This window comes from Brevibacillus antibioticus (assembly GCF_005217615.1).
In the GTDB taxonomy this organism is placed as follows: domain Bacteria; phylum Bacillota; class Bacilli; order Brevibacillales; family Brevibacillaceae; genus Brevibacillus; species Brevibacillus antibioticus.
Window position 1 is genome coordinate 482809 of record NZ_SZNK01000001.1, and the last position, 23962, is coordinate 506770.

A 23962-nucleotide genomic window follows, 5' to 3' on the forward strand; every position below is an offset into this window, starting at 1 on the left:
TTTTACGCAAAGTGAGGTGTTCGAGTTGAAGAATCTGCGTTATTTTCCACATGAACGGAATGTGTATTTCAAAGGGAAGCTGTTGACCGTCAGAGATTTCGAATCAGAACAGCGCTATTTCAATGACAAACGTCGACTCACCAATCGGTTGCTTCACGGGGGTGGAGTGGTATGCGGTTTGCAGGTGATCGCTGTGGACGAAAAGCAGATATCGGTCGAAGCTGGAGTCGCTCTCGATTATCTCGGGAGGGAAATCGTGCTTCCTGAACCGGTGAAGCTGAAGTTGTCCATAATGGAAGGCTTTAGCAACAACGATTACGCAAAAAATGTGTACGTCTGCTTGGCCTATGATGAAAAAGGCAAAGAACAGGTTTTCTCCGTCTCCGAAACCGTCGAGCAGGAAATGGCTGAATACAACCGAGTGGCAGAAGGATATCGGCTTTTTATAAAAGAGGAGGCACCACATCCTGCTTCCATCGAAGGGGTGCAACTAGTAGAGCAAAGAGTGCTGCTCTATGCAGATCCACAGGTGCGGATTTGGCAGGCGACTCCGCGATATGTCAATCCAGGTGAAGTGTTTTTCATGCAGTTGCACATTGAGAAGACGGTACAAACCTCACGCGTTCAATTCCACTATAAGCTGGATGCGCCAGGGCTGACAGTCTTGGAAAGCAGCGATGGTAGCGTCTCCTTCTTAGAGCCTGTTGACGCGAAAGAGACCGATTACGTTGTCTCCATTCCGATCAAAGCTGGCTGGGATCGCGGTATGGTAGAGCTGGGGGTGCTGGGTGGAAAGGCAGAGGTTCGACTCGGGGATCGCTTGGTACATACCGATCTCGTCTCTGTAGGGAGAATCGAAATCACGCCAGATGATCTAGAAGAGCGGCTTGTGTCCGATTACTACAGTCGCAAGCTGGATCAGGTGACACATGCGAACGAACAGCCTTTTCTTTATTTGGCAAAAGTATGCTTGCTGCAAATGAATGCGACTTATGTGATTGAGAAGGTCGTTCCCGTGCCATTTGGTGAGTACGTGTATACACCAGCGCTTTTGCAAAAGCTTGCGTTGCGTGCGCAGAAGGGAAAGCCAGTCGAGCAAGGGTCCCATGCGGATTCCTTTCGGGTGACCACGCGTGTGAAAGAAATCGCAGCAGGCGATAAGCCGCAGTTTGATGTGAGCTACGATAATCTGGCGTCCGTCTACCGGTTTGAGCTTGGTCTGCCCCGGTCTGGAAAGGCAAATGAACAAGTAGCCACGGGCTTGGTGGAAATACCGATTGAGCCATATTCGTCCAACTGGCCGTTTGGGGTCAAGATCGGCAATCGCTATTTTTCTGAGGAGCTCACGCACTCCCTCGGAAAAGGGAACGTGTATGTCAGTGCAGGTATCGAGGATTTTCATGCAGATGTGATCGATGAGCTGCTTTCCCAACATGAGCAAGTGATGTACGGGCATAGCAGTGTTTTTGATGATTCGGAGTATGCGACAGATGCAGCACATTTTGCCGTAGGGGTCATCGTTTATCCGCAAAAAGGAACGTTTCGGATCGGCGTCCAGGTGAAGGGACCTGTTCAGACAGATCGGGTAAGGATCAGGTGGTGGGCGATCAAACCGCTGGCTGCTGGGATAGAGGACGTGGTGCATCAAGATTTACAAGAGTAGCAAGGTTTGCTTCATTGTGTATTTATGCTACACTTTCTTAATGTAAGTACATATCAGCGTTAGACGGGAGGAGATCCAATGGCAACACCTATCACAGATCATTCCGTTTTGAACAACGGGGTGAAGATGCCCTGGTTAGGTCTGGGTGTCTGGAAGGCAAAAGACGGAAACGAAACGTTGGCCGTCCGTTCCGCGATTGAGGCGGGCTATCGCAGTATAGACACGGCAGCGATCTACGGTAACGAAGCCGGCGTAGGCGAAGGAATCCGGCAAGCCGGGATTGATCGCGATCAATTGTTCATCACGACCAAGGTGTGGAATGCGGATCAAGGCTACGAGTCAACGCTAAAGGCTTTTGATGAAAGTATGAAAAAATTGGGTATCGATACGCTGGATTTGTACCTGATTCACTGGCCCGTAAAAGGCAAGTACGTAGATACATGGAGGGCCTTGGAAAAGCTGTACCGCGATGGATATGTACGTTCGATTGGCGTCAGTAATTTTCATAGCCACCACCTCGAGGATTTACGCCAACATAGCGAGATCATTCCGGTTGTCAACCAAGTCGAGTATCATCCATTGCTTACTCAAAAAGAATTGCATGCGTATTGCAAAGAGCACCATATTCAACTAGAAGCATGGAGCCCGTTGATGCAAGGCAATCTCGATCACCCTCTCTTGGTGGAATTGGGACAAAAATACGGCAAGTCTCCTGCACAAATTGTGCTACGCTGGGATTTGGAAAACCAAGTGGTCACGATTCCGAAGTCGATCACACCAGAGCGGATTCGCCAGAACGCAGATGTTTTTGACTTCACCCTCTGCGCAGAGGATGTAGAAAAAATCACTGCCCTAAATGACAACAAGCGTTTTGGGCCAGACCCAGATCATTTTGATTTTTAAACGGACAACGATAACGCAAAAAAGGGGAGCCGCAGCAGGTCGGCTACCCCCTTTTTCATTCCTGGATTTGATCGGACCTCGGATTCGCTCTTTACTATGCTTTATTTTTTCGTATACTGAAAAGTAGCATATTCGTTTCATCAGATGAAACGATCGGAACAAAGTAGGAAGCAGGTGTCAAACACTTATGGAAGAAGAACAAAAAGCAAACGTTCGAGCAGTCGATCGGGCTTTGGATATCCTGCTCTGTTTTACGGACGCTACGGATCTGGGCCTTAGCGAGATAGCGAGTCGACTCTCCTTGCATAAAAGTACCGTGCATCGTTTGCTGGCAACGCTAGAGAACAAAGGGTTTCTGATACGAGATGTTCAGACAGAGAAGTATCGACTTGGGTTTCGGGTTTGGGAGCTATCCGCCAATTTGTCGCAAAACGATGATCCAGCGACATTACTGCTACCGGAGATGGAGCGATTGCGGGATCTGGTGGAGGAAACGGTCAGTCTGTACGTGCGGGATGGAAACGAGCGGATTCGCGTACAGGCAGTTCAAAGCAAGCAGCCGATTCGCAGGGTGGCGCCCATCGGAGCACGTATGCCACTCGCGGTGGGGGCATCCAGCAAGGTACTCGTTGCCTACGCGGAGCCATTCATTTTGCAGGAAGTCATCAGCGATCCGAATTGGCCTGACTTTGTGAACAAGGAGTCTTTCATTGAGCAATTGGATCAAATCAGGAAGCAAGGCTTCGCGACTAGCGTGGAGGAACGGGAGCTGGGGACAGCAGCCGTAGCCGTCCCGATATTCAACCGCAACGGACAATTGGTAGCGTCTATTGCGGCGTCGGGTCCTTCCAACCGCCTGACTCCTGAAAAAATGAGCCAATATGCACCTTACATCATGGAAGCAGCCTATCGCATGGGAAAAATGATGAAATAACGAATAAGCCAATCCAAACACACTCAGAAAGTGTTTGGATTGGCTTTATTTTTGGAACGATCACAACGTATTCATTGTCGCACGGTTAACACCACGTTACCTTTCTTATGCCCCAGCTCCACATAGGAGTGGGCCTCCGCTGCTTGCTCTAGCGGATAAATACGATCGATGATGGGACGCAGTTTGCCAGCCTCGATCAGCTCCTTTAAAAACCTCAAGTCTTCCGCGTTTTCCTTCGTAGCTCCGCCAATCACTTTCTTACGGCTCGTCATGTTCGTCCATAACCCGCGAACGATTGGCAGAGGACTAAAATGAACCGCACGCAGGTAGAAGCCGTTCGGTGTCAGTCGCTCGACGCATGACTGAAACGGACTCTTTCCGACGGTATCGAAAATGATATCGTAGACCGTACCGTCGTCCTCGAAGTTCTCTTTTGTATAATCGATGATTCGGTCGGCCCCCAACGATCTTACCAGTTCCACATTCGATGTGCTGCATACTCCGGTCACTTCCGCACCGAAATGCTTGGCGAGCTGCACCGCATACGTCCCGACGCTGCCAGAAGCGCCGTAGACGAGCACGCGCCTGCCGCGCTGGATAGTGCCCTTCCGGAGAAATTGCAAGGCCGTATAGGCACCGACGGGAACGGCAGCTGCTTCCTCAAACGACAAATTCGAAGGCTTCAGCGCGATACAACCGTTCTCAGGTAAGCATTTGTATTCGGCATACGCGCCGAAGCCGTTTCCGCACGCAGCATAGACGGCATCCCCCGGCTTAAACTTAGAAACACCACTGCCTGTTGATTCGACCACCCCGGCTAATTCGAAGCCGAGAATCTTGATTTTCCTCGGTTTCCACAGACCATTGAACAGACGTGCCAAGAAAGGATCTGCCTTGCGTAAACGCCAATCCCCCGCTGCGGCAGTTGCAGCATAGACTTTGATTAATACCTCGTCGTCCTTTGGTACAGGCTTGGTGACCTCTCGAAGCTGCAGGACATTTGGCGGCCCGTATTGCTCGTATACGATTGCTTTCATCTCTTCGCCCTCCAATTAGCCTTGGCTGTTTTCCTATTTTATACGGGGTGATTTGATTAAAGTTCTATTTTTATTTTTTGAATGAGAGTGCTGATTTTTAGTTACTCGAATAAAAAACTTTACTAAAGTTAATTTATATACTAAGATAATCGAAAGTAGAAATATGGAAAAAGGAGTCCAAGATGGCAGAAGCATTAACCCTACGTGAGAAAAAGAAAGCAAAAACCAAATTCGCCCTTCTGGACGCTGCCTTGGAGCTAATAGGCGACGGGAGCTTCCGAGATGTACTGGTGGATGACATTTGCGAACGAGCAGAGGTGTCGAAGGTCACATTCTTTAAATTTTTCCCGCAAAAGGAAGAGCTCTTGGTTTATTACATGAGCATTTGGCAAGCAGAGTGTTTCATTGAGCTGCAGAGTACTGACAAAAGAGGCTGGGAGGCGGTGCGGCATATTTTTGCCAAGGTTACGAGCGATGGTGTGAAGCAGCCGGGGATCATGCTTAGCCTTATCAGCTTTTTAGCCGAGCAAAAAATGCACCCGAGTGTCCCGCTTCTATCTGATGCCGAATTGCATTTGCGCTTCCCCGCACATGAGGAAAGAGAAGCCATTAGAGCTACTGATCTACATCAACTGTTCCGAAAGTGCGTGCAAGAAGCAGCCGAGGATGGTCAGCTGGCTCTTCACCTGTCGGAGGAGGAAGCCGTTATTTTGCTATTCTCGATGTTTTACGGAGCCTATCTAACGGCACATTTGTTTCATGTGTCTGATTATATGGCGTGTTACGAGCTGCATCTCAAATCACTGATAAGGTAGGGGAGTCGGATGGCAAAAGTAGTTCCGGGGCGTTTTACAGCACAAATGGAAGGATCTTTCGTCGTATTTATCATCGGGATGCGAATCAATCGTATGCTTGCAGTTCACAAGTGGATGCCAGTAGCCAATGCGATGGGAGGCATGATGCGAGAGTTGTATCAGCACCCGGAGCTCGGATTATTGGGGCACACTTCGCATTTTAATCTGCGTGAAATCACCCTGATCCAGTACTGGCGATCCTATGAGCATCTGGAAAATTACGCGAGAAAAAACCACAATCATCTGAGCGCGTGGAGGAAGTTCAACCAAGCGGTAGGAACGGATGGAACGGTTGGGATCTTTCACGAGACGTACTTGGTCGATGCAGGAAAATACGAATGCCTATACGGAAATATGCCTGTCTGGGGATTGGCGAAGGCGGGTGAGCATCTACCGGCTGTGGGAAAAAGGGAGACGGCACGCCGACGTTTGGGCGGTGAGAACGAGCCAGCCCTTCCTACTCCTACTCAATAAGAGAAGATACCTCGGAAGCAATTACATTCTGTCGCAAACAAGCACAAGGTCGCCCCGATTTTGCTGTGGGCGACCTTTTTGATGTCAAAAGTCAGGCAGACGATCCAAATTGTTTTCCTTGATTCCATCTGGCTCACTCCGCAGAATGTCTCTGCCATACTTGTGAAATACGTCTACATGAGCCAGCTTGCCAGCCTTTGCATCGTTGAGTGCGGTGATATAGTCGAGCTCGCGGCCTGTGTCTGTTTTAAAGGCGATCAAGTCTCCATCTTCGTTTTTCCTGACGGCCACGATTTGCTCTTTTCCGGTATTCGTCAGCGGACTGTTATCTTCATTTTCCTGGATCGCTTGTTGTTCTCCGGCATTTTTGTACGATTCATAAATTTGTTCAAAGTTTCGTTGATCCATGTATCATCCCTCCTCATCAGTAGGGTGCCTAAAATGGAGGAGAACATGTATTCGTTGTGGTTTTCGGGAACTATGCTCGCTGTGCACTTAGAGGAAGTAAGGTCGCTGCTATCCGCACCGAAACCCGCCCTTTCTCTAAAAGTTGCCTCACTCGGTTGTCAGGCGCAGCAGCCAGTCTTTCAAGTCGACGATACGCAAAGTTTTGGGCCCCGTCGTTGTCCCGGTTACCAGCAGGGGAACGAGTGAGTCTACCTCGTGCAAGGAACCGTGTGCCGCTCCGCCGATATGAGTGGGAGAGCTTTCGGTGATGAGCTCATGCCCAGGCTGAACAGTAACGACCACATATCTGCCTTCATGCGAATTCATCGCGCCGTAGAGCCTCGCCAAAGCGTCCGGATATTTCCCATACGTGATCCGGTTCTTGGTAATGGTCAAATCGAGCAGACGCGGATCACCGCTGAAGGTCCATGTTTGACCATATGGATCGGTAAAGGGACCGTTTGGTTGGTAGGAAAACTGTCGGTTGATCTTACCTGCTGATACGATAATCTTTTGGTTTTCCTTACGCGCAATGATGTCCAGCTTCGGTTCACGCTGCAAACGACTTACGATATCGGATAACGGAATACTCGAGTCCAAGGCATAAATATAAGCCATCCGTTCATTGGGCGAAATCACGACTTGGTCAGTATGGGTGACAGGCTGACTGATTTTGGCTATACGATAGTCGGTCAATAAACTGCGCAAGTCAATGGTAGCGGTCTTGCGATCATTCAGAACAGGGGTCTGTCCACTGTCTCCCATGACGATCCACCGCGCTTCTTTGATTGCCTTGTCCCACGAGCCAAATGCATCGAGTACGGTCTGAAGCGCTTTATCCGCTTTTTCAATCCCTTCGATCGTAGCGGGTCCCTTCTTATGTACTTCCATATCATTTTCCGGCAAGTAGGTGATGGTAAGAGGGGGGAGCTTCTTGTTGGCGATGAGATAGGCAGCCTCCTGCGCGGAAAACTCATCGTTCATCCCGTATTTTCGCCAAATGCGCTTTTCACGCTTTTGATTCGGATCAAGCTGGGCAAATGCTGCATACGACATCAATTTTGGTCCGGTCACATTCAGTTCACTTGGCAAACGTGTGCCGAAATCAATGAGACGAGGGATTTGTAAGGTGTGGGGCGTTTTGCCTCGCCATAGAATCGCATTGATGGAAGCGGTATCCTTGCCTTTTTCCGCCAATTCTTCATGGATGGTCTTCGTATGCGGGTTGAGCTGGACCAGGTTTAGTTGATGAAGGATATCTAGCAGCACTTGTGGCTGATCGATCTTCAGACCTTCTTTGGGACCATACCCGTAATAAACCATCCGCTTTTCCTTGTTGCTGAACCAGGATAATCCCGGTACATGATGCTGATTGGCATACGTACCTGTAAGGAAGGTGCTGTCGATCGTTACCGACATGGTAGGAAAAGAACTGACAACTTGCGGGTAATAGCGCCCGTTTGCAAGCAAATACCCCAAAGCGGGAGCGCGGCCTTGCCGGATCGCTTCTTGCAACGGTTTGTCCATTAACGAATCAATGAGAATGAACAGGACAGGCTTTTGTGATTCATTTCTCTGGGCTGAGGGTTGAGCCTTAAGGCTTTGCTGACGGATTTGGGAAGCTGAGTCTGGCTTGCAGCTGATCAAAGCCAGACTCAGCGCCAACAGGAGAGGGATGGCGTATGTGAATCGCGACTTCATGTTTCCATTCCTTTCCGCGAATTCGTTTTCCCTATTTTTTGTTTTCGCGGAAAAATTATTCTCCAAGCCTGCTTCATTTACCCTTCTGGCAACAGATGAGAGATCTCTACAACCACTCCTTTTTCCAAAAAGAGACGCGGGATACGATTACTGAGGGTGGCAACGACTTCATAGTTGATCGTTCCGAGCATTTCGGCAATCTCATCGACAGGAATCTCGCGGTTTCCTTGCTTGCCGTAAATCACGACTTCATCGCCTTGCTTTCCACTGCCTTCTCCCAAGCTGACCATCATTTGATCCATTGTCACTCGCCCTGCGATCGGCAACCGTCTGCCTCGATACAGAACAAATCCCCGATTAGAGAGAGCGCGCGAATATCCGTCGGCATAACCGATTGGAACCGTCCCAAGGACCTCTCCGCGCTTTGCTATGTATGTAGCGCCATAACTGATGGTAAACGGCGGCGTCAGCATTGTCTTCACATAGGAAAAGCGCGATTTCAGGCTGAGAGCAGGAACGAGCTTGACGCGATTGAGTTGGCGGATATAAGCGGATGGGTACAGCCCATACATGCCGATTCCAAGGCGGATCATATCGGCGCTGTATTCGGGAAAAGCAATGGTAGCCGCGGTGTTGCACATGTGTACAGTTGGAAGCTGGAAGCCTCGTTCCTTCAGATAACGAAGATACTGAACGAATAACTCGTATTGCGCTTTGGTCAATGTGTGATCAGGTTCATCCGCAGTGGAAAAATGGGTGAAGATTCCGGTCCATGAAAGCGAAGAGCTGGAGGTTAAGGCCTTCACGACTGAAAGCAACGCAGAGTTTGTCCGTACGCCCAAACGTCCCATACCTGTATCGATGTTGATATGGATGTTTAGGCGATTTGAGAAAGCTGTTGATTTGACCATTTTATCGGCTTTTTTGATCCAAACAGTCTGGAAGGCAGACAGCTCAATATTCCAGGCGACCGCTTCTTTGACACGCGAAAGAGGCGTGAATCCCAGCACGAGAATAGGGGCTACAATTCCCGCCTTTCGCAAGACGATGCCTTCTTCCAGAATGGCGACAGCGAGGGAAGTAGCCCCGTACTCAAGTGCATGGCGTGCTACTCCGACAGAACCATGGCCATAGGCATTTGCTTTTACAACCGCCATGATTTTCGTCTGTTTAGGAATATGTCGGCGTATCGCCTGAATGTTTTTCTTGATGGCATCGAGATTTACCTCAATCCAGGTTTCGCGAAACAACTGATCCATCCCGAATCCCTCCCTTTTTCTGGGAAACAATCCCTCTTTCATGCGTATTCACCGCATCTTCCACTTAAGCGTGGCCTATCAGGAAGGAAACGTAAAAAGAGCAGACTGCCGAATACTCGGAGTCTGCCCTTTTTGTTGGGTGGGTGCTGATACGAACTTATTTTTTATTCGTTTGCTTACGCGTTTACTGGTTTGCCTTCATCCAGCAATTGACGCAGAACCGTTTGCAGAATACCACCATTGCGGTAGTAGTCTACGTCTACCATGGAATCGAGGCGCACGATTGCTTCGAATTCGAAGGTGCTGCCGTCTTTCTTAGTAGCTTCTACTTTTACGCGTTGGCCAGGTTGAACATCATCGGAGAGACCCACAATGTTGAAGGACTCAGTACCGTCGATGCCCAGGGACTTCCAGCCTTGGTCACCAGCGAATTGCAGAGGCAGAACGCCCATACCAACCAGGTTAGCACGGTGGATACGCTCAAAGCTCTCAGCGATAACCGCTTTGATACCCAAGAGGAATGTACCTTTTGCTGCCCAGTCACGGGAAGAACCAGTACCGTACTCTTTACCAGCTAGTACAACGAGTGGAGTACCGTCTGCTTGATACTTCATGGAAGCATCGTAGATGGACATTACTTCGTCAGTTGGCAAGTATTTGGTTACGCCGCCTTCAGTTCCAGGAGCTACTTGGTTGCGGATACGGATGTTGGCAAATGTACCGCGCATCATTACATCGTGGCTACCACGACGAGCACCGTAGGAGTTGAAGTCTTTGCGTTCTACGCCGTTTGCTTGCAGATACAGACCTGCTGGGCTAGTTGGCGAGATGTTACCCGCTGGGGAGATATGGTCAGTAGTCACAGAATCACCGAACAGTGCGATCGTGTTCGCTGCTTTGATGTCTGCGATTTTCGCGATTTCTCCAGCCAGGTTTTGGAAGAATGGCGGTTCTTGGATGTACGTGGATTTTTCATCCCACTCGTACAGGTCGCCAGTTGGAACGTCGATTTTGTTCCAAGCTTCGTTTTGCGTGAACACTTGGCCGTACTCAGCGCGGAACAGAGCAGGATTCATCGCTTTGTCCATTGCAGCTGCGATCTCTTGTGGAGAAGGCCAGATGTCTTTCAAGAATACAGGTTGACCGTCTTTGCCAGTACCGATAGGCTCTGTTGTCAGGTCGATATCTACAGTACCTGCCAGTGCGTAGGCGATAACCAATGGAGGAGAAGCGAGGTAGTTCGCTTTTACCTGTGCATGGATACGACCTTCGAAGTTACGGTTACCGGAGAGTACCGCTGCAACTGTCAGATCTTCGTCTGCGATAGCTTTGCTGGTTTCCTCTGGCAATGGACCGGAGTTACCGATGCAAGTGGTGCAACCATAACCTACTACGTTGAATCCGATAGCATCCAAGGAGTCGATCAGACCAGCGTCAGTCAGGTATTGCGTAACTACGCGGGAACCTGGAGCCAGGGAGCTTTTTACGAAAGCAGGCTTTTTCAGGCCTTTTTCCACAGCTTTTTTCGCCAGGATACCAGCACCCAGCATTACGCTAGGATTTGATGTATTGGTACAGGAAGTGATCGCTGCGATTACAACCGCACCTGTTTTCAGCGTAGCTTTTTCACCATTTGGATAAGCAACTGGTGCGCTAGCTGCGATTTTCTCTTCAGAGAGACCAAATCCGCCTTTTTCGATCGGCGTACGAAGGCTGTTATTGAAGGATTCCTTCATAGATGTCAGCTCTACGCGGTCTTGAGGACGTTTTGGACCAGCCAAGCTAGGTACGACAGTGGACAGATCCAGTTCCAATGTTTCGGAGAATACTGGGTCAACAGTCTCGTCAGTACGGAAGAGGCCTTGTGCTTTGGTGTAAGTTTCAACCAAGGAGATGAGGTCTTCTTCACGACCGGTTTGACGCATGTAGTTGAGTGTTTCAGCATCTACTGGGAAGAAGCCCATTGTAGCGCCGTACTCAGGTGCCATGTTAGCTACGGTAGCGCGGTCAGCCAGCGAGATGTTGGACAGGCCTGGTCCGTAGAACTCCACGAATTTACCTACAACGCCTTTTTTACGCAGCATTTGCGTAACAGTCAGAGCGAGGTCAGTTGCAGTTGCACCAGCATTCAGTGTGCCAGTCAGTTTGAAACCAACTACTTCTGGCGTTACGAAATACAGAGGTTGGCCGAGCATTCCTGCTTCTGCCTCGATACCACCAACACCCCATCCAAGAACACCAAGACCGTTGATCATAGTGGTGTGGGAGTCAGTACCTACGAGAGAGTCAGGGAAAGCAACCAATTCGCCATCTACTTCACGAGTAGCGATTACAGTTGCGAGGTACTCCAAGTTTACTTGGTGAACGATACCAGTAGCTGGAGGAACCGCACGGAAGTTGTCAAACGCAGTTTGTGCCCAACGCAGGAAGCGGTAGCGCTCTTGGTTGCGTTCGAATTCCAATTTCATGTTGTTGTCCAGAGCGGACGCGTTACCGAAATCGTCAACCATGACGGAGTGGTCGATAACGAGGTCAACTGGAACCAATGGGTTGATTCGTTTTGGATCTCCACCAGCGCGCTTCATCGCGATGCGCATCGCTGCCAAGTCAACTACAGCCGGTACACCGGTGAAGTCTTGCAGAACGATACGAGCTGGCATGAGAGGTACTTCTTGGTTTTCGTCGCGGCCTTTTGTCCAGGTCGCCAATTGTTGTACGTGTTCTTTGGTGATCGCACGGCCGTCGAACTGACGTACAGCAGCCTCGAGCAGAACTTTAATGGAGAACGGCAGTTTGGAAACATCGCCCAATCCTTGTTCTTCCAACCCTTGCAGGCGATAGTAAGCAAAAGACTTGTCGCCTACTTGCAGGGATGACTTTACTTTGTAAGCATCTTTGTTAGCCAATGTATACAACCTCCCTATAATATCTTGGAGTTTCATCTGGTGAAACGTTGTTTCGTTTCTTCATTACGAACCTATTATATACGATTTGTTTCCCGGCTTCTACCCCAAATTCATCATTTATATACAAAAATCACAGGTAAAGAAAATTGGATCAGAAACGTCTTCTTATTAGAAAGAAGATAATTGCACGCACTTCAATATTATCCCGTTTATATTTCGTTTACATTCATGCAGTATCTTATCACTTGTAAGTGAAAATGAGGAGGAAAAAGGGGAGAAATCAACGAATGGAACAAACCAATCGCGTAGCGAAATGGGGAAACTGGCGGCCTTTTTTTCGATTAATAAGGGGAACAAAGCCATCCAAGCTAAAAATCGGTGTCGCATTGTTCATGAGCATCGCCACCACACTGGTGAGCTTAGTGATTCCACTGTTTACGAAGGATTTGGTGGACGGTTTTTCCCTGTCTACGATCACCACACCACAAATCATTCTATTGATCGTTGCCTTTGTCGCACAAGCCATTGCAGGCGGGTTATCCATCTACTTATTAAATCATGTCGGCGAGAGTGTGGTGGCCTCACTCCGTGAACGACTATGGAAAAAACTGCTCGTCCTGCCGATCTCTTATTATGATAACAACCGGACAGGTGATACGATCAGTCGAATGACCAACGATACTGGCGTTGTGAAAAGCCTGATTACGGAGCACCTGTCGAGCTTTTTCACAGGATTGATCACGATTGTTGGTTCTGTGGTGACCTTGCTCTACCTCGATTGGCAAATGACATTAACCATGCTCGTTGCTGTGCCGCTGTGCATTGGGATTCTCATACCGCTCGGCAGTCAGATGTACAAAATTTCGAAAGGTCTGCAAAATGAGACTGCCAGCTTTACAACCATTATGAATCAAGTGCTCCAAGAGATGCGGCTCGTCAAATCTTCTAATGCCGAAACCCACGAACTGGGAATGGGAACAAAGGCAATCGGAAATTTGTTCCGATTCGGACTGAGAGAAGGAAGAGTCCAAGCCGTCATTGGACCGTTAATGTCCTTTATCCTGATGGTCCTGCTCGTGGTTGTGATCGGCTATGGTGGCATGCGGGTGTCCATGGGAGCATTGACAGCTGGTGAGCTGGTCGCGTTTATTTTGTATCTGGTGCAAATTGTCATACCACTGGGGCAATTCACACAGTTTTTCACCTCCTTGCAAAAAGCCATGGGGGCAACCGAAAGAATCATATCGACTCTGGACGCTGAAGAGGAAGATCTTCTCACAGGACGGACGCTTGAAAACGCAGGACTGCCCATCCATTTGAGCCATGTGAGCTTCGCTTATGAGAACGGGGAAAAGATTCTCGATGATGTCAGCTTTACGATTGGCGCCGGAAAAGTAAATGCGATTGTCGGACCGAGCGGCAGCGGCAAGACGACGTTGTTTTCCTTGATTGAAAGGTACTACCAGCCAATCAGTGGAGAAATCAGGCTGGGCAATGATCCTATCACGGATTTTTCCTTGAAGTCATGGAGAAGTCAAATCGGCTACGTGTCCCAGGAAAGTCCATTGATCGCCGGAACCATCCGAGAAAATATTTGCTACGGGATTTCACGGACGATTAGCGACGAGGAGCTGAAGGAAGCGGCAAAAATGGCCTATGCGGATCAATTTATTGAGGAATTGCCGAATGGCTGTGAGACAGAAGTAGGGGAGCGAGGCATGAAGCTATCGGGCGGACAGCGCCAACGAATCGGCATTGCCCGTGCACTGCTTCGCGATCCGCAAATCTTGATGCTGGATGAAGCGACCTCTAGTTTGGACAGCAATTCCGAGATGATCGTCCAGAAGGCGTTGCAAAATTTGATGAAGGGACGTACCACCCTTGTGATTGCCCATCGCTTGTCGACTGTGGTGGAAGCAGATCAAATCATCTTTTTGGAAAAGGGAAAAATCACAGGCATGGGTACGCATGAAGAGCTTTTTCAAACCCATGAGATGTACCGGGAATTGGCTAGTCAGCAATTGCTCGTAAAAGAGAGGGTGTAGAATGTGACCACGATTATGGTAGTCGACGACGATCCGCATATTCGCGAGCTCGTCAGCGTCTTCTTGCGCAATGAAGGCTTTACGATAGTGGAAGCCGTTGACGGACAGGAGGCACTAGACAAACTGGAATCGGTTGCCGCACAACTGGTAATTCTAGACATCATGATGCCGAATATGGACGGATGGGAGCTTTGTCGAAAGCTTCGCGAGCATTATGATTTTCCCTTGCTCATGCTGACTGCCAAGGGAGAGACCTCGCAAAAAATCAAAGGCTTTGAGCTAGGGACAGACGATTATTTGGTGAAGCCGTTTGATCCGCAGGAGCTGGTCGTCCGGGTAAAAGCGCTACTTAAGCGTTACCGGATTGCCGCTTCGCATCAGGTTCAAGCAGGAAATCTCCTACTAGATCGTAAAACGTTTGCAGTCGCCAGTGGCACGAAAACATGGACCATTCCACTAAAGGAGTTCGAGCTGTTGTTCAAACTGGCCAGCTATCCCGGGCAGACCATTTCCCGCGAGCAGCTGATCGAACAAATATGGGGCTATGATTTTGAAGGAAATGAGCGGACGGTAGACGTGCATATCAACCGATTGCGGGAGCGTTTTCCGGAAGCGATGTACGGCTTTTTGATCCGGACGGTTCGGGGACTTGGTTATCGTTTGGAGATTGTCGTATGAAAAAGAGGCGACAAGACGAGCATTCCTATATTTTGCTGAAAAAAATCGTAGGAGTTGTGGGCTTATGTGCTGTTTTTGCCTTGTGCGGGCTAGGTGCATACGGGATTACCACGTTCTTTTATGGCTATATGGGCTATCATCCCAATGATCTGGTAAAAGCGTTGATCCATTCCGTTTTGAACTGCCTATTGTTTATTGGGGTTGGGATAATTATTTCTTTCTTCACCATGTCAAGGCATCGAGGCAGGTTTCAACCATTGATTGATGCGCTCAGACGAATTGCCATGGGGGATTTTCGAGTCAATCTCGACATCAAGCTGGCGCATGAATGGGGGGAGCTGGTGGACGGCATTAACCATGTGGCGGAACAATTAAATGAAATGGAGAAGCTGCGTCAGGAGTTTATCTCCAATGTTTCCCACGAAATTCAATCACCGTTGACGTCCATCAGCGGGTTTGCTCGCGCCCTGCATAATGAAAGACTTCGCCCAGAAGAGCGCATTCGTTACCTGGAGATTATCGAGTCGGAAAGCAAGCGGCTGTCCAAGATCAGTGACAACCTGCTGAAGCTCACTGCGCTAGAGGGCATCCAGCATGATTTGGAGCGGAAGAGGTATCGGTTGGACGCGCAACTACGCGCACTCATCCTCACATGCGAGCCGCAATGGATGGCGAAAGAGATTGAGATGGACATCGACTTGGAAAAAGTCGAAATCGTCGCCGACGAAGATATGCTGAGTCAAGTCTGGACCAACTTATTTGGAAACAGCATCAAATTCACGGAGACAGGCGGGAAAATCAGCGTAAAGCTGGAGACGGTAAACGGAGAAGTGATCGTGAAAATAACCGATACGGGAATCGGGATATCCAAGGAAAATCAGGAGCGCATTTTCGAAAGATTTTTCAAGGCGGACTTATCGCGAAACAGAGCCAATTCGGGCAGCGGCCTGGGGCTGGCGATCGTGAAAAAAATAATCGATTTGCATCATGCTACGATTGTCGTTGAGAGTGAAGAAGGGAAAGGTACCACGTTTACGATTACTTTTATTCAAACGGCATAAAAAAGCTGCCCCTTCGTCCGGATGACGATTTGGGACAGCTTATTTTCATTACGGGTAAGCCAGTTACGCGCCGATATACTTGGCATGAAGCGAACGTGCCAGGCTGACGTCATCTGTGCCTTGCACGAGGACGCGACCATCCGGGAAAATGACGAGCGTGTACGTATCGACACGGAAACGCAGCAAAAACTTGTTTTGCTCGATTTGTCCCAAAGGGGAAAGTCTATCAGCCAATGCGTTCAGATCAAGTGTCATGGCAGCTGCGGGCGAGATTTGTACCGTGTCTCGACCGCAAAGCGAAACGGCTTGTCCATCTTGGGTATCCGGCTGCAAAAACGAAAATTGCTTCTGCCCACATGTCGGACAGTCGTCTCGGCGGGCATTGACCACCTTGATTTGCTGATGGCGGTTATGCCAAATCTCAAAGTGCTCCAAATTCAGATTAAGCTCATTTGTTGCGCCGACTAACAGCTTGAATGCTTCTGTTGCCTGATAGGAGGCGACGATGTGAATGATCGGTCCGATGACGCCAGCCGTGTCACAGGTAGGCATCTCGCCTGGATTTGGCGCTTCAGGGAAAAGACAGCGCAAGCAAGGCGTGATTCCCGGACGAATGGCGGTAAAGGTTCCGGTCGCACTCACGGCGCCACCGTACACCCACGGAATGCCATGTTTGACGCAAACATCGTTCACGAGGTATCTCACCTGAAAATTATCTGTCGCATCCAAAACGAGATCGACATCTGCCAGCAATTCCTCCGCATTGTAAGCGGTGAGGTCTGCGACGATCGGTTCAATGGTAACGGCTGAGTTGATCTTCGTCAGCTTGGCGTGAGCGGCGATTGCCTTTGGTAAATGCTCGGCTGCATCGGATTCATCGTAGAGCATTTGGCGCTGCAGGTTGCTCGGCTCGACGAAGTCGCGGTCAATGATGCGGACAAAACCTACTCCAGCACGGACCATATGATTGGAGAGAACCGTTCCGAGGGCTCCCATGCCGACAATGGCTACACGGCTTTGACCGAGCTTTTCCTGTCCACTGCGCCCGATCGGATGAAACAATATTTGACGGGAATAGCGAGTATCCAAGGGGTTACTCCACCTTTCCTTCTGGCATCGCGAGCGGATTCCACGGTCCTTGCTGATGTCCCTTCCATTCGCTTCCATCTTCCCACATTTCTTTTTTCCAAATCGGAACGATCTGCTTGAGTCGTTCGATGGCATAACGGCCTGCTTCAAACGATTCGTTGCGATGCGCTGTTGCAACGGCACAAACAACCGCAATCTCTTCCACAGTCAAATGACCGATACGATGGTGCATCGCGACTTGCGCTCCTGGCCAGCGTTCCTCGATCTCAGCTGCGACCTGCTTCATTTTTTCAACCGCCATAGGCGCATATGCTTCATAGGACAAATACACGGTGCGCTGACCATGGGTAAATTCCCGAACAGTTCCGACAAAAGTAAGGATCGCACCCGCATGCGGGTTGCTCACCAGACGAACGAGCTTGTCCGCAGAAATAGGCTCCTCGGTAATAGCGAAGCGCGGGTCTTCTTCTCCGCCGCTTACTGGAGGTAAGAGGGCAATCTCGTCGTCGGCTGAAATGACCTGATTTTTCGCTGCATATTCATGGTTAATGGAGACAAAGCAACTGCCCAAAAGCGCAGAGAGCGCTGGATATTCTTTTTCCACTGCTTGCAGAAGATCGCTAACGGTCGCGCCTTCAGATAGGGTCAACTGTACTTCCCGGGCATTCGCACGTTCAGCGAGTCCGGCAAATAACAAGATCGTAATGGTCAAGACAATTCCTCATTTCCCTGGATGATACGACTCTCTAGGCTAGACGATATCATAAACCGATCAAAGTTGCCAACGAATGGGGTGTTACAATCAGCGGTTGATTCTAAGGGGCGAAGCCTGCCTGACTCAAATAAATCTGATCCGGGGGAAAAACACGTAATAGCCGATCGTAGACGATCCGATAGGCGGAAGAATCATACCATTGTTCCAGTCCCAGCTGTTCATAGAGAGCGGGAATGCCGTTTCTTTTCGTTCGTTTACCGCCGCTGCCATCTCCCATATAAAAGTCGTCGACACAGACGCGTCTGACTAAGGGGCGCAAAATCTCTGGGAATGACTCACTGCTCGGTAAAACAGGGGCAAGCGTTGCTTGTGTAGGGATGCCTGCTTCCGCCAAGCGCTGGAGTGTTTTGAGCCGCGCTTGAATAGGGGGAGCTTGTGGGCTAAAGTACCTGCGAATCTCCTCCAAATCGGTCTCGACGGTCATGCTGACGCGGACGCGATCACCCAGCAGTAGCAACAAATCGGCATCCCGCCAAACCAAGGGACTTCTCGTCTGCACCAGCAAAAAATCAGGTGGATTCTCTACCATGACTTCGAGTAAAGACCTCGTTACCTTTTCTGTTTGTTCGATGGGTTGGTATGGGTCTGTACTCGAAGACATGAAGATGGTCACCTTTCCTTTTTTCTTAGCCCGCATAAGCTCCTTGCGCAATAAATCGGCAGCTTGCTGCTTGATATCTACCCACGTGCCCCATTGTTCGTTGCGAAACAAAGAGACAGGCATTTGCCGAACATAGCAATAGGAGCAGGCGAAAGAACAGCCTGTATACGGATTGAGCGAATGGGTGTAATCCGCAAGAAATCCGCTTCCTTTATTAAGGAGAGTTTTCGGCATTTTATAGGAAAGGATGCTTTTCATATGGGGCGTTCCTCACTTTGCATCATGAAAAATAATTCCGAGGCTGTAGCGGGTGCCAGAAGTAATCGTGCTGACACCGTGGCGCAACGTGTTTTTATAGTAGCCTCGCGTTCCCTGCACAGGACGGTAGGATGTCGGGAAAATCAGGCCTGCGCCTTGATCCAAGGTTATCACATGTCCCCGGCTCTGCGCGCGCGGTCGTTGCTCCATCAGCAGAAATTCTCCGCCGTTGTAGTCCTTCTCCTTCTGATTCAAGGCAAACACGACTTGAAACGGGAAGAACACCTCGCCGTACATATCCTGATGTAAACAATTGTAGCCACCCGTTTCGTATTTCAAAATCAATGGAGTAGAACGCAGTTGACCCTGATCGTGACATTGCGCCAAAAATTCAGGGAGGGTAGCAGGATAGATAGCTTCGCGTCCAAGCATTTCCAGCCACTGATTCGCAGTCTTCGCAAGCATCGGATAAAAGCCTTCGCGAAGCTCCTGCAAAAGCGAGGGAAGGGGAGCCTGATAATAGCGGTACTCTCCTTCACCGAAACGGTACCGCGCCATCTGGATCGTATTGCGAAAAAGCTCATCCTGTCCGTACGTAGCGATTAATTCTTCGCACGCATCCGCGCTTATTAAGGAAGGAAAAGCAGCATACCCTTGTTCGTTCAACTCCTGTTGCAGGGAATGCCAGTCAAGTGCTGCGATCCCTTCTGTCAGTGAACTAGCCATGCTTCACACCCCGATTCGTCCTTTTCTCCAGATCAAGCAGAGCTGTCTTCATGGGCAGTCCTCCCCGATAGCCAGTTAGTGAACCGTTTTTACCGACAACGCGGTGGCAGGGGACTGTAATGAGAACCGGATTGGCACCGATTGCGGCACCGACAGCACGAACAGCAGCAGGCTTTTCAATGCTGTTTGCAATGTCGGTGTACGATGACGTTTGACCGTATGGGATTTGGCGCAGTGCCTCCCAGACAGCGAGCTGAAAAGGTGTTCCGGACAAGTCGCAATCCGTGGAAAAATGCTCGCGTGTTCCTTGCAAATACTCCATCAGTTCTGTTGCAAAAGGCTTTAGCCATGGATCGTCTTGCACCAGCGTACTTTGTGGGCGATGCTTTTCAACCCACGCTTCCAATTCAGCAAAAGGCTGGTTGACCGAGCCGACATAACAAAGTCCGGCAGCCGTTGCAGCCAAATAAATGGTCCAATCACCAAGCACAAGCATTGACCAGCGTACCGTCTGATCCTTCATCGTTTCCATATCCAAATGCCTCCTTTGAGCTGTGTACGCACAGTATACCTCCAGCACCTGTTCTTTGTACGTTTTTGGGAGTGGATGAGCAAGATATCGAAACCCTCTACATTCCCATTGCTTTTATCCATCGGTGGGAGTAAGGTAGGATGAGATAGAGGAGGAACGATACTCGTATGACTGATCAATTAACACATTTTAATGAACAAAATCGAGCGCGGATGGTGGACGTATCTGAGAAGGACGTCACAAAACGGGTGGCAGTAGCTGAGAGCCAAATTAGCATGAAACCTGAAACCCTCACCCGAATCCGCGAAGGTCGAATCGAAAAGGGCGATGTACTCGCCGTTGCGCAGGTGGCAGGTGTCATGGCTGCCAAAAAGACGTGGGAAATCATTCCGATGTGTCATCCGCTGCCATTGACTGGCATCGACATACAATTTGCTTTTGTAGATGAAACGACGCTTGCGATTACAGGAACCGTGAAGACGACAGGGAAAACAGGCGTCGAGATGGAGGCGTTGACCGCTGTCAGCGTAGCGGCTTTGACGGTGTATGACATGTGCAAAGCGATGGATAAAGAAATGATAATCGGTCCGACCAGTCTGCAATTCAAAACAGGCGGAAAAAGCGGCGATTTCCATCGGGGAGAGAAGTAAGGCATGAGGCAAAAGTGGGAAACCTACCCGAGCAGCATTCGTTTATTGGCGATTGCTGCCGTCATTTTTTCTACCGGAATGGCGTGTATTTGGCCGCTAGTTACGATCTATATTCATAACCATCTCGGAAAGCCGCTGACTGTAGCCGGCTTCTTGTTGCTTTTAAATCAAGGTGCATTCCTGATTGGGAGTGTTGTCGGCGGGATGATGTTTGACCGCTGGGGCAAAATGCGCACCATTGTTGTTGGCTCCATCGGCGGAATGCTTATCTCCGTCTGTTTAGGTGTTACACAAGATTTTACCGTATATGTCCTACTATTATTATTGAATGGATTGTTTTGTGGATCCCTTTCTCCCGTTATGAATGCGCTGGCAGTGGTTTTATGGCCGGAGGGAGGCCGTAAAGCAATCAATCTGATTTACGTCTCCCTCAATGTGGGTGTAGCTGCCGGTTCTGCTTTAGGCGGCTTCTTGGCAAGTGTTTCGTTTGCTTGGACGTTTTTCGGAAATGCGATTTCACAAGTAATTGTGCTGACGATGTTCATGCTCATTTTGCCGCGTCAGTTAAAACTGGCAGAGCAAAAACGTCAATTGCAGACAACTACTCCCGAACAAGCAGAGGACGAACTTCTACGAGAACCTCAGCAAGAGGCCAAGGTCATATGGGGAGCATTGCTGCTCTTATGCGGGGGGCTATTAATTAGCTGGATTGTCTATGTACAATGGACGACGGTGCTGTCGACCTACATGCAATCCATGGGGATTTCACTCCGTCAATATAGTCTGTTGTGGACGCTGAACGGCGGCTTGATCCTGTTTGGTCAGCCATTGATCGCATGGGTCATTCGACGCTTTGCCCGTACGCTAAAAGCACAAATGCTCTTGGGCGCATATATCTTTGCCTTGTCGATGTTAATTTTGTCTCAATCAACGGTTTATGCAGGCTTTGTGGCAGGTATGTTCATCATGACACTGGGAGAAATGCTCGTGTGGCCAGCTGTTCCGGCAGTAGCTGCACAGTTGACGCCAAAGGGACGAGACGGCTTCATTCAAGGGCTAATTGCAGGGACTGGATCAGCAGGACGGATGATCGGACCATTGCTTGGCGCTTTCATTTTCCAATCGATTCATGCACAGGGACTATTGTTTGTAATGGCAGGCTTGTGTTTGTTGTCTGTGGCATTCTTCGCTTTCCACACATCTTTTCAAAAAAGAAGGCATCAAGTTTCGGTACAAAATCAAGCATCTTGACACGGTTTGCGTGCTCAAGTAGTATGATATAGACGAAAAAACAGTATATTCCGTGTGTTTGACTTATTCAGAGAGGTGGAGGGACTGGCCCTATGAAGCCCGGCAGCGGATCTGTTCCATGTGATGGACAGATGCTGTGCCAATTCCAGCAGGATTATTTCCTGACAGATAAGGACGTGACCAAGCTGATCTCCCCCTTTTTCTGTATGGAAAAAGGGGGTTTTACTGTATTGGCCCAAGAAAGGAATGGAAGAAAGATGCGCATTCAACCCTCCGATATGATTGATCGACTCCCTACCCAGTTTTTTGCGACCCTGGTGGCAAAAGTAAACAAGGTCATTGCGCAAGGCCATGACGTCATTAACCTGGGGCAGGGCAATCCCGATTTGCCGACACCGCTGCATATTATTGAAGAATTACAGGCGCAAGCGGCACAACCACTCCATCACAAATATCCGCCTTTTCAGGGACGCATGGAACTGAAGCAGGCAGTGGCACATTGGTATAAGCAAGAATTTGATGTAGACCTCGATCCGGAGGAAGAAGTAGCGATTTTGTTCGGCAGCAAAACCGGACTCGTAGAGATTTGCCAAGTACTCATGAACGCAGGCGATGTTGCACTGGTTCCAGACCCAGGCTATCCGGATTATTGGTCGGGAGTAGCTGTCGTAGGCGGACGGATGGTCATGATGCCGTTGAAGGCGGAAAATGACTTCTTGCCAGACTACAGCCAGCTGTCCCAAGCTGATTTGGATCGAGCGAAACTGATGTTTCTTAACTATCCGAACAATCCGACAGCAGTCAACGCACCACTGGAGTTTTATGAGGAAACCATTCGTTTTGCCCGAAAACATGAAATCGTTGTCTGCCACGACTTCGCCTACGGAGCAATCAGCTATGACGGGAAAAAGCCGGTCAGCTTCATGCAGGTTCCGGGTGCAAAAGAAGTGGGCGTAGAATTTTATACCTTGTCCAAAACGTACAACATGGCAGGCTGGCGTGTGGGTGCCATGGTAGGTAATCGCGAGCTGGTTCGTCTGATTAACCTCATTCAGGACCATTACTTTGTCAGTCTGTTCGGAGCGGTACAGATGGCGGCAGCCAAAGCGATGACGGATTCGCAGCAGTGCGTCCGCGATCTCGTCGCTGTCTACGAAAGTCGCCGCAATGCCCTCTACTCCAATCTGCATCGGATTGGCTGGCAGGCTCCGCCATCTCAAGGTTCGTTTTTTGCTTGGCTTCCAGTTCCCAGCGGCTTCACATCCGTGGAGTTCTCTGACCTGCTTTTGGAAAAAGCGCATGTCGTCGTAGCACCGGGGAATGGCTTTGGTCCGACAGGTGAGGGCTATGTGCGAGCGGCTTTGCTATCCAATGAAGAGCGTCTCGCGGAAGCGGTCCAGCGAATCGAGCGGTTAGGGTTATTTACGAAAACAAAATAAAAGCGAGTCAAATTGGCCACACTACCATATATGGAGTGTGGCTTTTTCTTCTAGAATAAAAATCATTCTCATTATTGACAGATAATGATTTTCATTATACGATGTCATTGTTAATGATAATTAGTCTCATCGAGAGCGGGAGGGTACCATGCGCTATCAGATTAACGGTTACACGGATATGTATACGGTGATCGCCAACGAGCGAAAAATCGGCGGAGCCATTGAAGCAGGCCAGATTCGCTTGCGGACGGGAGAAGTTTACGCCAATGCTGTTCTCACTCGTTTGGAAATGTCAGGTGCGCATTTTTGCTCGATCGGATTTGTTACGGAAGAAGGCAAAAGGCTGATTGTTCATGTGAATGATATCAGCATGATCGCTGATGCTCGTCACGTCAACGTATGTGAGCTGACGAACGAATGCATGAGAGTAGAGAAGTCAGCAGAAAGACTGAAGCGATTGAAGCGACTCTGTGAACTGAATGAAGGCAGCTGTACGCCGACCTTCCAGGAAGAGGCATTGCTGTTGGCAAGCGATATCGGTATGGAAGAAGCGTCTAATCATGTCGATCTCTCTTTCCTTCCACAAACAGAGAAACCACGAGTGTTCCGTATTGCTTAGGAGTATATAGATCATACATATGGACCCCTTTTCGTTTGATACGAAGAGGGGTTTTTTGCA

Annotated in this window: 22 protein-coding genes and 1 riboswitch; of the genes, 12 read left to right on the top strand and 10 right to left on the bottom strand. The window is 49.3% G+C overall.

What is annotated here, in order from left to right; all coding sequences use genetic code 11:
• The first annotated feature begins 16 nt into the window (after positions 1-16).
• From E8L90_RS02195 to E8L90_RS02205, 3 genes are all read left to right on the top strand, one after another.
• Positions 17-1663, top strand: a complete 1647-nt coding sequence (locus tag E8L90_RS02195) for a hypothetical protein (protein ID WP_244297138.1) — start codon at positions 17-19, stop codon at positions 1661-1663.
• A 78-nt stretch (positions 1664-1741) separates the two neighbouring features.
• Positions 1742-2566: an aldo/keto reductase gene (locus E8L90_RS02200; protein ID WP_137027811.1), complete on the top strand. Its 825-nt coding sequence runs from the start codon at positions 1742-1744 to the stop codon at positions 2564-2566.
• A gap of 187 nt (positions 2567-2753) precedes the next feature.
• The gene (locus E8L90_RS02205; RefSeq protein ID WP_137027812.1) at positions 2754-3500 is read left to right on the top strand and encodes an IclR family transcriptional regulator; all 747 of its coding nucleotides are present in this window, start codon (positions 2754-2756) and stop codon (positions 3498-3500) included.
• 71 nt (positions 3501-3571) lie between these two features.
• Here the strand turns inward: E8L90_RS02205 and E8L90_RS02210 are convergent, their stop codons facing one another.
• The gene (locus tag E8L90_RS02210) at positions 3572-4537 is read right to left on the bottom strand and encodes an NAD(P)-dependent alcohol dehydrogenase (RefSeq protein WP_137027813.1); all 966 of its coding nucleotides are present in this window, start codon (positions 4535-4537) and stop codon (positions 3572-3574) included.
• 182 nt (positions 4538-4719) lie between these two features.
• Here E8L90_RS02210 and E8L90_RS02215 point away from each other — a divergent pair, with 182 nt between their 5' ends.
• A complete protein-coding gene (locus E8L90_RS02215) occupies positions 4720-5352 on the top strand; it encodes a TetR/AcrR family transcriptional regulator (protein WP_137027814.1) in 633 nt (210 codons plus the stop codon).
• A gap of 9 nt (positions 5353-5361) precedes the next feature.
• Complete coding sequence (locus E8L90_RS02220) at positions 5362-5865, top strand: DUF4188 domain-containing protein (RefSeq protein ID WP_087346465.1); 504 nt, start codon at positions 5362-5364, stop codon at positions 5863-5865.
• Positions 5866-5949: 84 nt separating this feature from the next.
• On the opposite strand, the gene E8L90_RS02225 is transcribed toward E8L90_RS02220, so the two are convergent.
• The 4 genes from E8L90_RS02225 to acnA all read right to left on the bottom strand — a co-directional run bounded on the left by E8L90_RS02225 (position 5950) and on the right by acnA (position 12178).
• Positions 5950-6273 carry a DUF3892 domain-containing protein gene (locus tag E8L90_RS02225; RefSeq protein ID WP_016742071.1) on the bottom strand — a complete coding sequence of 108 codons (324 nt, stop codon included), beginning with the start codon at positions 6271-6273 and terminating at the stop codon, positions 5950-5952.
• 147 nt (positions 6274-6420) lie between these two features.
• On the bottom strand, positions 6421-8013 hold the full coding sequence (locus E8L90_RS02230; protein ID WP_137027815.1) for an alkaline phosphatase family protein: 1593 nt from the start codon (positions 8011-8013) through the stop codon (positions 6421-6423).
• A 77-nt stretch (positions 8014-8090) separates the two neighbouring features.
• Entirely contained in the window at positions 8091-9272 is a 1182-nt protein-coding gene (alr, locus tag E8L90_RS02235) for an alanine racemase (RefSeq protein WP_137027816.1), read from the bottom strand.
• A gap of 176 nt (positions 9273-9448) precedes the next feature.
• Positions 9449-12178 carry an aconitate hydratase AcnA gene (acnA, locus tag E8L90_RS02240; protein ID WP_137027817.1) on the bottom strand — a complete coding sequence of 910 codons (2730 nt, stop codon included), beginning with the start codon at positions 12176-12178 and terminating at the stop codon, positions 9449-9451.
• 287 nt (positions 12179-12465) lie between these two features.
• Between acnA and E8L90_RS02245 the strand changes: the two genes are divergently transcribed.
• The 3 genes from E8L90_RS02245 to E8L90_RS02255 are packed head-to-tail and all read left to right on the top strand — an operon-like array spanning position 12466 to position 15962.
• Complete coding sequence (locus tag E8L90_RS02245; protein ID WP_137027818.1) at positions 12466-14223, top strand: ABC transporter ATP-binding protein; 1758 nt, start codon at positions 12466-12468, stop codon at positions 14221-14223.
• A 15-nt stretch (positions 14224-14238) separates the two neighbouring features.
• Positions 14239-14901 carry a response regulator transcription factor gene (locus tag E8L90_RS02250; RefSeq protein WP_208759454.1) on the top strand — a complete coding sequence of 221 codons (663 nt, stop codon included), beginning with the start codon at positions 14239-14241 and terminating at the stop codon, positions 14899-14901.
• Positions 14898-15962, top strand: a complete 1065-nt coding sequence (locus E8L90_RS02255) for a sensor histidine kinase (protein ID WP_137027820.1) — start codon at positions 14898-14900, stop codon at positions 15960-15962. Before E8L90_RS02250 ends, E8L90_RS02255 begins: the two co-directional genes overlap by 4 nt.
• A gap of 63 nt (positions 15963-16025) precedes the next feature.
• On the opposite strand, the gene E8L90_RS02260 is transcribed toward E8L90_RS02255, so the two are convergent.
• The 5 genes from E8L90_RS02260 to E8L90_RS02280 form a co-directional block, all read right to left on the bottom strand.
• Positions 16026-17051 carry a ThiF family adenylyltransferase gene (locus tag E8L90_RS02260; RefSeq protein ID WP_137027821.1) on the bottom strand — a complete coding sequence of 342 codons (1026 nt, stop codon included), beginning with the start codon at positions 17049-17051 and terminating at the stop codon, positions 16026-16028.
• Between the two features lie 4 nt (positions 17052-17055).
• Positions 17056-17763 carry a molybdenum cofactor biosynthesis protein gene (locus E8L90_RS02265; RefSeq protein WP_016742078.1) on the bottom strand — a complete coding sequence of 236 codons (708 nt, stop codon included), beginning with the start codon at positions 17761-17763 and terminating at the stop codon, positions 17056-17058.
• Positions 17764-17866: 103 nt separating this feature from the next.
• Positions 17867-18685: an SPL family radical SAM protein gene (locus tag E8L90_RS02270; protein ID WP_137027822.1), complete on the bottom strand. Its 819-nt coding sequence runs from the start codon at positions 18683-18685 to the stop codon at positions 17867-17869.
• A 12-nt stretch (positions 18686-18697) separates the two neighbouring features.
• The gene (locus E8L90_RS02275; RefSeq protein ID WP_137027823.1) at positions 18698-19411 is read right to left on the bottom strand and encodes a 2OG-Fe(II) oxygenase; all 714 of its coding nucleotides are present in this window, start codon (positions 19409-19411) and stop codon (positions 18698-18700) included.
• Positions 19404-19943, bottom strand: a complete 540-nt coding sequence (locus tag E8L90_RS02280) for a methylated-DNA--[protein]-cysteine S-methyltransferase (RefSeq protein ID WP_137027824.1) — start codon at positions 19941-19943, stop codon at positions 19404-19406. Before E8L90_RS02280 ends, E8L90_RS02275 begins: the two co-directional genes overlap by 8 nt.
• A gap of 167 nt (positions 19944-20110) precedes the next feature.
• Here E8L90_RS02280 and moaC point away from each other — a divergent pair, with 167 nt between their 5' ends.
• The 4 genes from moaC to E8L90_RS02300 all read left to right on the top strand — a co-directional run bounded on the left by moaC (position 20111) and on the right by E8L90_RS02300 (position 23902).
• On the top strand, positions 20111-20593 hold the full coding sequence (gene moaC, locus E8L90_RS02285) for a cyclic pyranopterin monophosphate synthase MoaC (protein WP_137027825.1): 483 nt from the start codon (positions 20111-20113) through the stop codon (positions 20591-20593).
• Between the two features lie 3 nt (positions 20594-20596).
• On the top strand, positions 20597-21844 hold the full coding sequence (locus tag E8L90_RS02290; protein WP_137027826.1) for an MFS transporter: 1248 nt from the start codon (positions 20597-20599) through the stop codon (positions 21842-21844).
• A gap of 60 nt (positions 21845-21904) precedes the next feature.
• A riboswitch (SAM riboswitch) is annotated at positions 21905-22019 on the top strand.
• An 82-nt stretch (positions 22020-22101) separates the two neighbouring features.
• Entirely contained in the window at positions 22102-23283 is a 1182-nt protein-coding gene (locus E8L90_RS02295; RefSeq protein ID WP_137027827.1) for a pyridoxal phosphate-dependent aminotransferase, read from the top strand.
• Between the two features lie 148 nt (positions 23284-23431).
• Positions 23432-23902, top strand: a complete 471-nt coding sequence (locus E8L90_RS02300) for a hypothetical protein (RefSeq protein ID WP_016742085.1) — start codon at positions 23432-23434, stop codon at positions 23900-23902.
• The last annotated feature ends 60 nt before the right edge of the window (positions 23903-23962 follow it).

What these genes read in the sequence shown, in the direction of transcription:
- E8L90_RS02220 (WP_087346465.1), top strand. Translation starts at nt 5,362, where the DNA reads ATGGCAAAAGTAGTTCCGGGGCGTTTTACAGCACAAATGGAAGGATCT.
- moaC (WP_137027825.1), top strand. Translation starts at nt 20,111, where the DNA reads ATGACTGATCAATTAACACATTTTAATGAACAAAATCGAGCGCGGATG.
- E8L90_RS02290 (WP_137027826.1), top strand. Translation starts at nt 20,597, where the DNA reads ATGAGGCAAAAGTGGGAAACCTACCCGAGCAGCATTCGTTTATTGGCG.
- E8L90_RS02295 (WP_137027827.1), top strand. Translation starts at nt 22,102, where the DNA reads ATGCGCATTCAACCCTCCGATATGATTGATCGACTCCCTACCCAGTTT.
- E8L90_RS02205 (WP_137027812.1), top strand. Translation starts at nt 2,754, where the DNA reads ATGGAAGAAGAACAAAAAGCAAACGTTCGAGCAGTCGATCGGGCTTTG.
- E8L90_RS02230 (WP_137027815.1), bottom strand. Translation starts at nt 8,013, where the DNA reads ATGAAGTCGCGATTCACATACGCCATCCCTCTCCTGTTGGCGCTGAGT.
- E8L90_RS02270 (WP_137027822.1), bottom strand. Translation starts at nt 18,685, where the DNA reads ATGAAAAGCATCCTTTCCTATAAAATGCCGAAAACTCTCCTTAATAAA.
- E8L90_RS02275 (WP_137027823.1), bottom strand. Translation starts at nt 19,411, where the DNA reads ATGGCTAGTTCACTGACAGAAGGGATCGCAGCACTTGACTGGCATTCC.
- E8L90_RS02280 (WP_137027824.1), bottom strand. Translation starts at nt 19,943, where the DNA reads ATGGAAACGATGAAGGATCAGACGGTACGCTGGTCAATGCTTGTGCTT.
- E8L90_RS02255 (WP_137027820.1), top strand. Translation starts at nt 14,898, where the DNA reads ATGAAAAAGAGGCGACAAGACGAGCATTCCTATATTTTGCTGAAAAAA.
- E8L90_RS02200 (WP_137027811.1), top strand. Translation starts at nt 1,742, where the DNA reads ATGGCAACACCTATCACAGATCATTCCGTTTTGAACAACGGGGTGAAG.
- E8L90_RS02245 (WP_137027818.1), top strand. Translation starts at nt 12,466, where the DNA reads ATGGAACAAACCAATCGCGTAGCGAAATGGGGAAACTGGCGGCCTTTT.
- E8L90_RS02300 (WP_016742085.1), top strand. Translation starts at nt 23,432, where the DNA reads ATGCGCTATCAGATTAACGGTTACACGGATATGTATACGGTGATCGCC.
- E8L90_RS02225 (WP_016742071.1), bottom strand. Translation starts at nt 6,273, where the DNA reads ATGGATCAACGAAACTTTGAACAAATTTATGAATCGTACAAAAATGCC.
- E8L90_RS02215 (WP_137027814.1), top strand. Translation starts at nt 4,720, where the DNA reads ATGGCAGAAGCATTAACCCTACGTGAGAAAAAGAAAGCAAAAACCAAA.
- E8L90_RS02210 (WP_137027813.1), bottom strand. Translation starts at nt 4,537, where the DNA reads ATGAAAGCAATCGTATACGAGCAATACGGGCCGCCAAATGTCCTGCAG.
- E8L90_RS02250 (WP_208759454.1), top strand. Translation starts at nt 14,239, where the DNA reads ATGGTAGTCGACGACGATCCGCATATTCGCGAGCTCGTCAGCGTCTTC.
- alr (WP_137027816.1), bottom strand. Translation starts at nt 9,272, where the DNA reads ATGGATCAGTTGTTTCGCGAAACCTGGATTGAGGTAAATCTCGATGCC.